Below are 13029 nucleotides of genomic sequence, written 5' to 3' on the forward strand. Positions count from 1 at the left end.
GGCTCGCGTCCATCCGAGAGCGAGCGCGACACGCCCGGGAGGCGCGGTCCCGGCTTTCGTCTCTCACCCTGGGGGTGCCGTAGTGAGGAATCGCTGGTCAGCTAGGCTGCGCGGGTGAATTTCGACCTACTTGTCCACGAAGCGTGGCCTGCATACGAGCAGCACTCGCACGACGGCTGGCTGCTTCGTTATGCGGGCGGCGTGACCAAGCGGGCCAACTCGGTGCTGCCCCTGGGCGGTCCCGCCGACCTCGACGGCGCCATCGAGGCGGCCGAGGCGTTCTACGGGGAGCGGGGCCAGCGCTGCGTTTTCTCCATGGGGCCGAACGCCATGCCGGGGCTGGACGAGGAGCTGGCGCGAAGAGGGTACGAGCTGGTCGATCCCACCGTCATCATGGCTGGTTCGCCCGGCGCTGAGCCGCCCTCTCACAAGATCAGGATCGAGGACCGGCCGTGGCGAGGCTGGCTGGAGACGTGGTGGGCGGTGGACGGGCGCTACGGCACCGGGTTCGAGGAGGCTGAGCGGATCTGCACCGGGGTGCCTGCTTGGTACGGGGCGTACGAGGAGGATGGGGTGGCGCTCGCGGTCGGACGGGGCGTCCCGCAGGGGGACACGCTCGGGATCTATTGCATGGCCACCTCGCCGGAGGCCCGCCGCCGGGGGCTGGCTCGTGCGGTGCTGCGGGCGCTGGTCCGGCATGGTGGCACGAAGTCCGCGTACCTGGTCACGACGGCTCCCAACCAGGCGGCACAGGGGTTGTACCGCAGCGAGGGCTTCGAAATTGCGGGCCGCTACCACTACCGAGTCCGCTGACCGCTACTTGTTGGCGTGGCGGTCCTTCGCGCTCTGGCGAGGGCTGGCCTCGAATGCCGGCGAGATGGATCCTGGCACGGGCTGGTGGTGCCGCCGTGCGGGTGGATGCCGGCAGGGCCGGTGGTGCTGTCGCGCGGGTGGATCTTGGCAGGGTCCGGTGGTGCCGTCGTGCGCCGTGCGGGTCGCAAGCGCTGAGCCGACCGGCCCATGCACGCGGAGTCCGCTCCGGGGCTGGCCGCGCTGGTTGGGACCCCAGGTCGCGTCCATCGGGGTCGACGGGACCGCCCAGGGGGCGTCGCTGGATCGCGTTCGTCAGGCCAGGTTCGCCAGGCCAGGTTCGCCAGGCCAGGTCCGCCCGGCTAGGCCCGTCTGGCCAGGTCCGCCCGGGGAGGCCCGTCAGGCAGACCAGGTCCGCCCGGCCCGGTCCATCAGGCCACGGCCGCCGGGTCGCATCCGCAACGGTGCGTCGCGTTAGATCGTGCCCATGTGTCGCGAGAGGGCCGAAGCAAGGGTGTTCACGCGCAGAACGGCGGCCCCGGGGGTCCGGGGTCGCCGTTCTGATCACGCGATATGTGGTTATCTCATCACGACGATTGCCAGGGTCAGCGCTCGTCGTTGGGGACAATAGAAGTGGTTTCGCTGAGGCGAGCCGACTCGTCCAGGATGTCGGCGCCCTTTTCGCGCAGCACTGCAACGTGCTGACGCCCGTGGTGGGCGCAGAACAGCAGCTCCCCACCTACCGGCAGGGTTGCGCGAATATAGGCCTGGGCACCGCAGCGGTCGCAGCGGTCGAGGGCCGTCAGCGGCTTAACGGGGGCGAGAGCTCCAGTCACGTATCGCCTTTCGGGTCACCCCCGCCGAAGCGAGGATCTGGCGTCAGTCACTTGGAACAACATCTAACCGGACGTGGACGTTCCCAACCGCCCCCTCTCTACGCCCAGAGCAGAATGTGTCCGAAAGTAATGATGATCAGCCGGTTGGTAACGGCAAACGTCCCGCCATGGCAAGCTTGTACGCGCGCGTAGGGGAAGAACGGTAAGCTGCGCACACATGTTCGATGCCTAGACCAGGGGAGCTGGAGTGACGCTAGTGGAGGCGGGTTACACGGCTCGTCACCTGTCGGTGCTTGAGGGCCTCGAGGCCGTTCGCAAGCGGCCAGGCATGTACATCGGGTCCACCGACAGTCGCGGGCTCATGCACTGCCTCTGGGAGATCGTGGACAACGGCGTCGACGAGGCGCTGGCGGGACACTGTGACCGCATCGAGGTCGAGCTCTACGCCGACGGCTCCATCGAGGTCCGCGACAACGGTCGTGGCATTCCCGTGGATGTCGAGCCCAAGAGCGGCCTGGCCGGGGTCGAGCTCGTCTATACGAAGCTGCACGCGGGCGGCAAGTTCGGCGGCGGCTCTTATGGCGCGTCCGGCGGCCTGCACGGCGTCGGCGCCTCTGTGGTCAACGCCCTGTCCGCCAGGCTGGACGTCGAGGTCGACCGCAACGGCCGCGTTCACGAGATCAGCTTCCGGCGCGGCGTCCCGGGCATCTTCGACGGTGACGGGCCGACGGGCAAGTTCAAGAAGAAGTCCGGCCTGCGCGAGGGCGGCAAGCTCCCGAAGAACGTCACCGGCACCCGCGTGCGCTTCTGGGCCGACACGCAGATCTTCCTGCCCGACGCCGAGGTCTCGCTCGACGAGATCCACGTGCGCCTGCGGCAGACCGCGTTCCTGGTGCCCGGGCTGACCCTGGCCGTCTGTGACAGCCGGCACGAGGAGCGCATCGAGGAGGAGTTCCGCTTCGACGGCGGCATCTCCGAGTTCACCGAGTTCCTGGCCCGCGACGAGCCGGTCTGCGACGTGCTGCGCCTCCAGGGCGTGGGCCACTTCCACGAGACCGTGCCCGTGCTCGACGACCAGGGCCACATGACCCCCACCGAGGTGCAGCGCGAGCTCACCGTCGACGTGGCGGTCCGCTGGGGCAAGGGCTACGAGTCGACCGTGCGCTCGTTCGTCAACGTGATCTCCACGCCCAAGGGCGGCACCCACCTGACCGGGTTCGAGCGCGGCCTGGTCCGCACGATCAACGAGCTGCTGCGCGAGACCCGGCTGCTGAAGAACGGCGACGACCCGGTCAACAAGGAGGACATCTCCGAGGGCCTGACCGGCGTGGTCACGGTCAGGGTGCCGGAGCCGCAGTTCGAGGGCCAGACCAAGGAGGTCCTCGGCACCTCCGCGGCCACCCGCATCGTCTCCCACGTGGTCTCGCGCGAGCTCAAGGAGCTCTACGCCAACCCGCCGCGCGGCTACAAGCAGCCGTTGCGGGCCGTGCTGGAGAAGATCGTGGCCGCGGCCAAGGCGCGCATCGCGGCCCGCGAGCACCGCGACAACCAGCGGCGCAAGAGCGCGCTGGAAAACTCGGCGCTGCCCGCGAAGCTGGTCGACTGCCGCAGTGACGACGTGGACCGCAGCGAGCTGTTCATCGTCGAGGGAGACTCGGCGCTGGGCACGGCCAAGCTGGCCCGCGACTCGGAGTTCCAGGCTCTGCTGCCCATCCGGGGCAAGATCCTCAACGTGCAGAAGGCGTCCGTGAGCGACATGCTCAAGAACGCCGAGTGCGCCGCCATCATCCAGGTGGTGGGGGCGGGGTCCGGGCGCTCGTTCGACATCGAGGCCGCCCGCTACGGCAAGGTCATCCTCATGGCCGACGCCGACGTGGACGGCGCCCACATCCGCTGCCTGCTGCTGACCCTCTTCCACCGCTACATGCGGCCGATGGTGGAGGCGGGGCGCGTGTTCGCCGCGGTGCCGCCGTTGCACCGCATCGAGCTGACCAACCCCGGCCGGGGCAAGGACAAGTACATCTACTGCTACTCCGACGGCGAGCTGCAGAAGGTGCTGCGGGATCTGGAGCGGCGCGGCAAGCGGTGGAAGGACCCGGTGCAGCGTTACAAGGGTCTGGGTGAGATGGACGCCGACCAGCTGGCCGAGACGACGATGGATCCGCGGCACCGGATCCTGCGGCGGGTCAGGATCGAGGACGCCGAGGGGGCTGAGGGCATCTTCAGCTTGCTGATGGGCAGTGACGTGGCGCCGCGGCGGGAGTTCATCGTCAGCAGCGCCGCCGAGGTCGACCGCGACCACATCGACGCTTAGAACGCGACAAAGACGGCGAAGGCGCCGGACGCGGCCGGCCGGTCGGCCGGTCGGCCGAGCGTGCTGGTGCTGGTACTGGTGCAGCCGTCGGCTGTCCCGCTGCCCGGGTGCTGGTGTGGGTGTCGGGTGCCGCCGTGGTCGGAGCCGTAGCCGTCGTAGCGGGTGGCTGGGGCGGTGCGATGCCGGGCGTCGTCGACACCGTCTCACCGGCCGGGCGCTGGTGCGGCTGTCGGCTGTTCCGCTGCCTGGTTGCTGGTGCGATGCCGAGTGTGGTCGCCAACTGTCTAACGGTGCCTATGCGGCCGGGCGTGGTGGCCGACCGTGTCGTTTGCCCGGCGGCTCGGTCTGTTCGGAACACACCGGGCGCGGGCACATGAAGAGCCTCTTCAACAAGCTCGGCGTGCCGGGCAGGACCCGCAGCCGCAGCCGCAGCGTTCGCGCCTGTCCGTCGCCAAGGCATCGCCGGGCCGCTCGGCCCGTGAGGTGACTGAGCTCACTGGACCCTTCGGCCTGTGAAGTGACCGGGCTCACTGGACCCTTCGGCCCGTGAGTGGCCGGGCCCGCCGGACCCTTCGGCCCCGGAGGTGACCGGGCCCGCTGGACCCCTTCGGCCCATGGGGTGAGCGGGCCCAGAGGCTGGTTCTGGGGTGTGACCGCTTCGCCCCGGACGCTCGCCGACCCTCGCGACCCGCCAGGTTTGCGCACGGAGGGCCCTGGAAACGGTTCTGAGGGCCGTTCAAGGGGTGTTTGGTGTCCCTGGGGCTTGACGGCCCGTTCGTGGCTCAGAGGTCGTTGTGGGGTGTCCCGGGCTCAGTGCAGGCTGGGCGCCAGCCGGCCCGTACGGACGTCGTAGATGGCCCCGGCCACCGGCATGCCCTCCGGCAGGAACGGGCTCGTCCTGATGCGCAGCAGATCATGGCGGAGCGCCTCGTTCTGGTCCGGCACCGTGTGGAACTCCAGGCTGCGCGTGTCCACCCCGCGTTCCTGGGTCAGCCCGTGGACGTCCGAGTCCGTCACCTTGGTCATGCCGCAGTCCGTGTGCGGCATGACGAGCACCCGCTCCACCCCGAGCAGGTAGACGGCGAGCACCAGGGTGCGCAGTACGTCGTCCGTCACGCGCGCCCCGGCGTTACGGAGGATCTTGGCGTCGCCCGCCTTGAGGCCCAGCAGGCCCAGCGGGTCGATGCGGGAGTCCATGCAGGTCACGACGGCCAGTCCGCGGGCCGCCCGCCCGGTGAGCCCCGAGTTGCCGAACTTCTTGGCGAACTTGGCGTTACCGGCATAAACGTCGTCGAACGCACTCATGCCACAAATGATTCACCACGCCTCAAAGGTGGTGCTTTCCGGGGTCGCGACTGGCTGGAGTTGGCAAACGTCCCACGAAAACCCATCACCTTGCGTGATGATGTCGTAGCCGTTCGTACATGATCGAAGAAGGTTAGTCGTGACTAGGTCCGAATCGCTCGCCGCGTATCTCCGAGCTCAAGCCCGGCGCCGGCTCGACCGTGTGGAGTCCAACGACGACGGGCGCAACGCGAGGTGCGCGCTGGCCCTCCTCGACGCGGCGGCCTACGCGGCCGGCCTGCCCGACGACGACCCGATCGTCCTCCTGCTGGACCAGGCGGGCTGCTACGGGCCGCTGGGCTGCGAGAGCTTCGATCCTGGCGAGGCGGGGACCCGGCTGATCCGGCTCTGGCAGGGCGGCGAACCGCACGAGCTGCTGCTCGCCCTGCCCTCCGCCATCGCCGCGGCGAACTCGTGAACCTCTCGGGTCGGGGTCAGGGCTTGTGGCCGACGCCCACGTACCACCACTCGCTGCCCGCCAGCCCGGCCTCCCACGCCTCGTCCGGCCGCCAGTCCGCCACGTGGGTCACCCCCGGCGCCACCAGGTCGAAGCCGTCGAACATGCGCTCCACCTGCTCCTGGCTGCGGTGGATCAGCGGCGCGTCCGCGTCCTCGTAGACCTCGCGCGCCGCCACCCCCACCTCCGGGTGGGCGTCGTCGGTGAGGTGCGAGACGATCAGCGCGCTCCCGGACGCCATGCGCTCGCGGAACGCGGCCACCACGCCCCACGGGTCCTCCTTGTCGGTCAGGCAGTGCAGCACGCCCAGGAACACGACGCCGACCGGCCGGCTGAAGTCGATCAGCCGCTTGGTCTCAGGAGCGTCCAGGATCGTCTCGGGCTCGCGCACGTCCGCGTGCACGATCGTGATGTTCGCGTCGGTCCCGGCCAGCAGGGCGCGGGCGTGCACGATCACCACGGGGTCGTAGTCGACGTAGACCACGTTCGCGGCGGGGTGCACCTGGCGGGCGACCTCGTGCACGTTGTTCTGGTTCGGGAGACCGGTGCCCAGGTCGAGGAACTGGTCGATGCCCTGCTTGGCGACCTCTCGGACGGCTCTGCCGAGGAAACGCCGGTTGGCCAGGCAGATCTCCCTGCTGGGCCCCAGCGCCATGATCTTCTGCGCGGCCTCGCGGTCGGCCGCGAAATTGTCCTTGCCGCCGAGGTAGTAGTCGTACATGCGCGCCGAGTTGGGGATGTTGGGATTGATCCCCTTCGGGACGCGCGAGGGGTTGGTCATCTCGGCCCTTCAGATCCGCACCGCTGACTGACTACAGCAGATCGTAACGCTCATGTGACACAGTTTGGATCTTTCCGGTCAATCCCTGTGATGTCTGAGCGCGTAATCGATGCTCACGGCGGCCAGGATGAGCAGGCCCTCCACGATCGGCCGATAGGTGGAGTCCCAGCCGAGCAGGTTGAATCCGTTGCCGATGAGCGTGAGGATCAGCACGCCGACCATGCCCCGCCAGACGGCGCCCCGGCCGCCCAGGATGCTCGTGCCGCCGATCACGGCCGCCGCGATGGCCGTGAGCTCCAGCAGCGTGCCCATGTCGGGCTGGGCCGAGCCGCCGCGCGCGGCCAGCACCAGCCCGGCCAGCGCCGCGCACGTCCCGCTGGCGGCGAACACCGCGACCCGGATCGAGCGCACCCCGATCCCCGACAGCCAGGCGGCCGTCGGATTGCCCCCGACCGCGTAGACGCGCCGGCCGAACGTGGTCCGCGCCAGCAGCACCGACGACAGCACGGCGGCGGCGACCAGCAGCAGGGACGACGCCGTGACGCCCCCGAGCACCGTGGGCCAGCTCAGCGACTGGAAGCCGGCCAGCCGGGCGGCCCCGGGGTAGACGATCGCGCCGCCGGTGATGACCAGGGCCACGCCGCGGTGCACGATGCTGAGCGCCAGCGTGGCGATGAACGAGTGCACCCGCGAGAGCACCACGACCAGCCCGTTGAGCGTGCCGAGCAGGGCGCCGGCCGCCACGCCCGCCGCGTACCCGGCGGGGACCCCGGCCCGCTCGGTGACGATCACCGCCACGATGGCGCTCACCGCGAGCACGGCGCTGGCGGACAGGTCGAACACCCCGCAGATCACGCACAGCGTCATGCCGCACGTGAGCAGCCCGACGACGACGGCCTGGTCCAGCAGGTTGACCAGGTTCGCGGCGGTCAGGAACGTGTCCGTGGACAGCGAGAGCACGGCCACGAGGGCGACCACCGCCAGGACGATCCCGTAGTCCCGCAGCGCCGCGTAGCGGAACATCATTCGTCGTATTCGCCGCTCACCTGGGCGAGCGCGTCCTTGGTCCCCATGCTCTTGCCCGGCTCGACGTCGGTCATGAGGTTCGTGGCGGGCACCTGCTTGCCGAGCGCCTTGCCCAGGCCCAGTTCGGCGGCCTTGGCGCCGAGGGTCTTGACCGGCAGGTAGTACGCGGCGTACCAGCGGCCGTCCTGCACGGCCTTGACCGTCTGGCGGGAGGCGCCGTTGGCGACGTACATGATGTCCTTGCCCTTGGCGACCGCCTCCGCGCCCAGGATGGCCTGGGACGCCCCGATGACCACGTCGATGCCCGGGTCCTTCTGCAGCACGTCCTGCATGGCCTTGCGGCCGCTCTCCTGGGTGTATCCGCCTTCGAGCTGGGCCTTCAGCTCCACGCCCGGCGCGGACTCGAGCACCCCGAGCGCCGCCTGGGTGCGGGCGTTGTCCAGCGGCAGCGCCTTCAGGCCCTCCAGGTAGCCGACCTGGCAGGGGTTCAGCTTCTTGCTCTCGCACGCCTGGACGGCCAGCTTGCCGAGCCCCTCGCCGTTGAGCGTGGGCACGTCCACGAGCGTGATCGTGCCGTCCACCTGCGGGTCGGCGGTGTCGTACCGGGTGCCCACGGGGGTGAAGTGGACGACGACCGAGATGCCGGCCTGTACGGCGGAACGGATCGCCGGCACCACGGCCGCGCCGTCGTTGGCCTGGACGATGAACACGTCGAACCGCTTGGCCGTCACCGCGTCCTGGAGCTGCCTGACCTGGGCCTGGGCGTCGAAGTTCGGGTCGAGGAACTCGGCGGTGGCGTTGTTGGCCCTGGCGTACTCCTCGACGCCCGCGAACGTCGCCGCCGCGAACGAGTTGGCCTTGGCGAAGCCGAAGAACCCGATGCGCTTGGGGCCGCTCGCGGACGACGCGGTGGACGGCGCCGCGGTGGTGGTGCCGCCCGTGCCGGGATTGACGCAGGCGGCGGCGAGCAGGGCCACCGCGGCCAGGGTGGGTAACGCAGTCCATCGTGCGACCATCTGCGGTCTCCTTCGCATCGTCGGCGGCTAACGCAGGTCAGCGCGAAGATGACCCGCTATGAGGGGACATGCCGGGACTTCGTGCCTGTGATCATAGAGAAACCGGCTGTGTCGCGGGGCTGGTCTGGCCGACGAGGCGGGGGAGAAGGGGGCTTCGGCTGTGTTCTAGGCGGGGGCGTTGCCGGGCTTCCACTTGATGCCGCAGCCGAGGGACGGCGTCTGCTCCTCGGGCACCGGGTCGCCGTCGAGCAGGGCGTCGACGGCCGCCCGCAGGGACGATCCGGTCACCGGCAGGGAGTTGCCCGGCCTGGAGCCGTCGAACTCGCCCCGGTAGACGAGCCGGAACTGGGCGTCGTAGAGGAAGAAATCGGGCGTGCACGCGGCCCGATAGGCCTTGGCCACCTCCTGGGTGTCGTCGAGGAGGTACGGGAACGTGAACCGGGCGCGAGCGGCCTGCTCCGCGAGGTGTGTGGGGTCGTCATCGGGGTAGTTCACGCTGTCGTTGCTGCAGATGGCCACGATCGACAGCCTGGCCCCGTAGTCGGCGGCCAGGACGCCGAGACCGCTTTCGATGTGTCGCACATACGGGCAGTGATTGGATAGGAAGGCCACGAGAGTGGCGGGCGAGCCCTTGAGATCCGCGAGAGAGACGCTGCCGCCGTTGATGGCGGTCAGGTCGAAGGCGGGCGCTGGGGTGCCGAGCGGAACCATGAACGAGTTGGCAGCCATGAGATTCATTCTTGTCTACGGGTGAGCCGGCAAAACGAGACCGGAAGGTGAATTGATGGGCGGCATCGCGCAGCTGCGGAGCATCGTGTTCGACTGTCCCGACCCCAAGGCGCTGGCCGGGTTCTATGCGGACCTGCTCGGCTGGCCCGTCACGTTCGCCGAGGACGACTGGGCGGTCGTCGCCGACAGCGGGTCGTCCAGCCGGCTGGCCTTCCAGCTCGCCCCCGACCACGTCCCGCCGGTGTGGCCCGATCCCGAGCGGCCGCAGCAGATCCACCTCGACCTCACGGTCGGGGACCTGGACGCGGCCGAGGCCGAGGCGATCAAGATCGGCGCGGTCAAGCACGAGCACCAGCCGAGCGAGAAGGACTCCTTCCGGGTCTTCCTCGACCCGGCCGGGCACCCGTTCTGCCTCTGCCGCGACTGACCCGCGAAGCTCCCGGCCGGCGTCCGGGCCCGGGCAAAGGGGACTGCCCCCGGGCCCGCCGTCCACGGCCGGGAAGAGGGCCGGCCTCGCTCACGCGGGGCCGGCCCCCGGCGGCTCAGCGGGCTGATCGGGCCAGCAGGTCCACCGCCTTCCGCAGGTTCCCCGCCGCCAGCTCGTGATCGGCCGACGCCTGGAGGTCGAAGCGCCTGCCGCCGCTCTGCGCGACGTCCCTGGCGACCGAGACGACGGCGTCGCCCACGGCGTACGTGCCGGTCTTCGAGCGTTCGAGCAACGTCGCCGCCGCGCCCAGCGCGCCCAGGACGGCGCGGGTGTCGCGCACGGAGCCGTCGGCGTTCCAGTTGCGGTCGGGCAGGGCGAGCGTCAGCGTCGCCGCGGCGGCCCTGGACGGGCCGTCACCGCCGGCCAGCCGGTCCCGCGCGGCCTTGAGCCGGTCACGCCCCCGGTCGGTACGCAGCCCCCACCCGTACGGGAACAGCGGGTCGTACGCCGCGTCGCCCACGTTGATCGGGACCTGATCGGCCGAGCGGAACCAGGTGAACGGCAGCCGCCCGGTGTAGGGAACCGCGCCGAACAGCGGATCGGCCACCCCGTCGCCCTCGGTGCCGGGCAGCCAGGACGCCACCACGGCCTTGACCTTCGACAGATCGCCGAGCACGAGCGGGCGCCCGGACACGACCAGCACGGCGCACTTCATCGCCCCGCACACCCGGTCGATCGCGGCCCGGTCGGCGGCGGACAGGTCGAGCGTGCGGCCCGCGCGGCCCACGTCGCCCTGGCCCTCGGCGTACGGCGTCTCGCCCACCACCACGACGCCCACGTCATGCCCGGCCAGGTCGGCCGAGGCGTCACGGGAGTAGGTCACGGAGGAGGCTCGGGAGCGGACGGCCTGGAGGATCGTGGTCCCCGGGGTGATCGGGCCGGAGGAGCCCTGCCAGGTGATCGTCCAGCCGCCGGTCTGGTTGCCGATGTCGTCGGCGTTCGACCCGGCCACGTAGACCTTGGCGTCGCGGCGCAGGGGCAGCAGGCCGCCCTCGTTCTTCAGCAGCACCTGGGACCTGGCCGCGGCCGTGCGGGCGACCGCGCGGTGTGCCGGCGAGCCGACGTCGCCCAGGTGGGCGCGGTCGGCGTACGGGTGCTCGAACAGCCCCAGCCCGAACTTCTGCGTCAGGATCCTGGCGACGGCGTCGTCCACCCGCGACATCGGCACCCGGCCGGCCTCGACCTCGGCCTTGAGCGTGCCGGTGAACGCCGGGTACGCGTACGGCACCATGATCATGTCCAGTCCGGCGTTGACCGACGTGCGCACGTCGGTCGGGGAGTCGCCGGGGAGCTGGTCGATGCCCGCCCAGTCGCTGATCACGAAGCCCTTGAAGCCGAGCCGGCCCTTGAGCGTGCCGGTGATCAGCTCCTTGTGGGCGTGCATCTTGAGCGGGCCGTCACCGAAGTCCACGCTGGAGAACGACGGCATGACGGTGGCCACGCCGCGCTTGACCGCCTCGGCGAACGGCGCCAGGTGGAGCGATGCCAGCTCCTGCCGGCTGAGCCTGGTGACTCCCTGGTCGATCGTGTAGTCGCCGCTCGTGGACGAGCCGTACTCGGTGCCGCCGTCGCCCACGTAGTGCTTGGCCGTGGCCAGCACCCCGTTGTCCTGGAGGCCGTCGATGATCGTGGCCATCCTGGACACCAGCGCGGGATCCTCGCCGAACGACTCGTACGCCCGGCCCCACCGGTCGTCGCGCGACACGCACAGGCACGGCGCGAAGTCCCACGGGATGCCGGTGGCCTTGACCTCGCGTGCCGTGATCTCGCCTTCCTGCTCGACCAGCGCGGGATCGCGGGTGGCGCCCATGCCGGCGTTGTGGGGGAAGATCGTCGCGCCCACCAGGTTGTTGTGCCCGTGGACCGCGTCCACGCCGTAGATCAACGGCACCTGCAGCCGCGTCTGCCGGGCGCGGAGCTGGTAGGCGTCGATCATGTCGGCCCACGCCTGCGGGGTGTTGGGGGTGGGCGTGGAGCCGCCGCCGGACAGCAGGGAGCCGAGCAGGTACGTGGCGATGTCGCTCTGCTTGGCCAGCGCGCCGCGTTCGGCCTGCGTCATCTGGCCGACCTTCTCGTCGAGGGTCATCCGGGCCAGCAGGTCGGCGACCCGCTCCCTGACGGGCTTGCGGGCGTCCAGATAGGGCAGGCCGTGCGCGTCGATCACGATGACCGGAGCCTCGGCCGGGGGCCTGGCGCCGGCGCCGGACAGCTCGATCGGGATCGTCTCGGCGGTCTCGTCCCGGCCGTCACGCGCGGTCCTGACCGTGAACGATCTGGCCGAGCCGGACGCCGTGCCCGCGGGGAACGTCAGGGTGCCCTGGGCGGTGGTGTAGTCGGCGCCGGGGGTCGCGGTCCCGGTGCCGGTGCGGTAGTCCACGTTCAGATCGGCCGCGAGCGGGGTGCCGGTGGCGGTGGTGACCGTGACGCTGACGCGTACCTGGCCCTGCTCGTTCACGGGGTAGACCGGCCGGTCGGTGGACAGCCGTACGGGGCGGGGCGGCGCGGTGCCGTAGACCTGGACGTCGTCCCAGGTCAGGGTGCCGGCGGCGGTGGGCAGGCGCATCGAGTAGCCCCACATGGCGATCAGGTCGAGCTCGCCGTCCGACGGCGCGCCGCCCGGCTGGTAGTCGGTGCGCCGGGTGAAGCTCGCGAACGGCACCCGCACCTGCCGCCAGCCCGCCGTGTCGTCGGTGAACGAGGACTCGAACAGCTCGGCGTTGCCCGCCCCGCCGCCCCCGTCCTTGACCTCGAAGAAGATCTTCTGTCCTGAGCCGCTGCCGTTCACCCAGAAGGAGAAGCCCTCGTAGGGGGACCAGTCCTGGGTGGCGGGCAGGTCATGGGACCAGCCGCCCCACTGGCTCACGTTGTAGACGGATGTGAGCGCCCGGTTCGTCGCGGGCGCGCCCGGGCGACCGGCGGCGGGCTCGATGGTGAGCACAGGGGTCGAGGCCGTGTCGTTGCCCCAGGCGTACACGCCCGCGGGCACTCCGTCCGACTCGAAGTCGGTGATCGTGAGCGGCTCGGCGGCCGCGGTGGCGGGCGCCGAGGGTCCGGCGACGACGAACGACGCGATCAGGGCGAGTGCCGCCCATAAGGGGGGTCTGGATCGGGACACGGTGCCTCCATCGTTGAGAGAGCGCTCTCTCAGATGGGATCGGCCCGGGCGCGCATTTCATAACAGCCGGATTCCGTACGCTGCCCCCGCCACGCGGCTGAGGCCCGCCGGACC

Annotated in this window: 11 protein-coding genes; 4 read left to right on the plus strand and 7 right to left on the minus strand. The window is 70.5% G+C overall.

Features of this window, described 5'->3' with window-relative positions; genetic code table 11:
• The first annotated feature begins 114 nt into the window (after positions 1-114).
• Entirely contained in the window at positions 115-813 is a 699-nt protein-coding gene (locus tag ETD85_RS52670; protein WP_138697392.1) for a GNAT family N-acetyltransferase, read from the plus strand.
• Positions 814-1415: 602 nt separating this feature from the next.
• On the opposite strand, the gene ETD85_RS52675 is transcribed toward ETD85_RS52670, so the two are convergent.
• The gene (locus ETD85_RS52675; protein WP_138697393.1) at positions 1416-1646 is read right to left on the minus strand and encodes a DUF7455 domain-containing protein; all 231 of its coding nucleotides are present in this window, start codon (positions 1644-1646) and stop codon (positions 1416-1418) included.
• A gap of 247 nt (positions 1647-1893) precedes the next feature.
• On the opposite strand from ETD85_RS52675, the gene ETD85_RS52680 reads away from it, so the two are divergent.
• Entirely contained in the window at positions 1894-3960 is a 2067-nt protein-coding gene (locus ETD85_RS52680) for a DNA gyrase/topoisomerase IV subunit B (protein WP_138697394.1), read from the plus strand.
• Positions 3961-4770: 810 nt separating this feature from the next.
• Here the strand turns inward: ETD85_RS52680 and ETD85_RS52685 are convergent.
• Entirely contained in the window at positions 4771-5265 is a 495-nt protein-coding gene (locus ETD85_RS52685; protein ID WP_138697395.1) for a beta-class carbonic anhydrase, read from the minus strand.
• A gap of 139 nt (positions 5266-5404) precedes the next feature.
• Between ETD85_RS52685 and ETD85_RS52690 the strand changes: the two genes are divergently transcribed.
• Positions 5405-5722: a hypothetical protein gene (locus ETD85_RS52690; RefSeq protein WP_138697396.1), complete on the plus strand. Its 318-nt coding sequence runs from the start codon at positions 5405-5407 to the stop codon at positions 5720-5722.
• A 16-nt stretch (positions 5723-5738) separates the two neighbouring features.
• Here the strand turns inward: ETD85_RS52690 and ETD85_RS52695 are convergent, their stop codons facing one another.
• From ETD85_RS52695 to ETD85_RS52710, 4 genes are all read right to left on the minus strand, one after another.
• Positions 5739-6542: an SAM-dependent methyltransferase gene (locus tag ETD85_RS52695; protein WP_138697397.1), complete on the minus strand. Its 804-nt coding sequence runs from the start codon at positions 6540-6542 to the stop codon at positions 5739-5741.
• Between the two features lie 78 nt (positions 6543-6620).
• The gene (locus tag ETD85_RS52700; protein ID WP_138697398.1) at positions 6621-7568 is read right to left on the minus strand and encodes an ABC transporter permease; all 948 of its coding nucleotides are present in this window, start codon (positions 7566-7568) and stop codon (positions 6621-6623) included.
• A complete protein-coding gene (locus ETD85_RS52705; RefSeq protein ID WP_138697399.1) occupies positions 7565-8584 on the minus strand; it encodes a sugar ABC transporter substrate-binding protein in 1020 nt (339 codons plus the stop codon). Before ETD85_RS52705 ends, ETD85_RS52700 begins: the two co-directional genes overlap by 4 nt.
• A 165-nt stretch (positions 8585-8749) precedes the next feature.
• Positions 8750-9313, minus strand: coding sequence for a thioredoxin family protein (locus ETD85_RS52710; protein ID WP_138697400.1), 564 nt, complete (start codon positions 9311-9313; stop codon positions 8750-8752).
• 55 nt (positions 9314-9368) lie between these two features.
• Here ETD85_RS52710 and ETD85_RS52715 point away from each other — a divergent pair, with 55 nt between their 5' ends.
• Positions 9369-9740, plus strand: a complete 372-nt coding sequence (locus tag ETD85_RS52715; protein WP_138697401.1) for a VOC family protein — start codon at positions 9369-9371, stop codon at positions 9738-9740.
• Positions 9741-9855: 115 nt separating this feature from the next.
• Here ETD85_RS52715 and ETD85_RS52720 read toward each other — a convergent pair whose 3' ends face one another.
• Entirely contained in the window at positions 9856-12915 is a 3060-nt protein-coding gene (locus tag ETD85_RS52720) for a glycoside hydrolase family 3 N-terminal domain-containing protein (protein ID WP_240780001.1), read from the minus strand.
• Positions 12916-13029 lie beyond the last annotated feature (114 nt).

Origin of the sequence: Nonomuraea zeae, assembly GCF_005889725.1 — a bacterium.
Taxonomy (GTDB): domain Bacteria; phylum Actinomycetota; class Actinomycetes; order Streptosporangiales; family Streptosporangiaceae; genus Nonomuraea; species Nonomuraea zeae.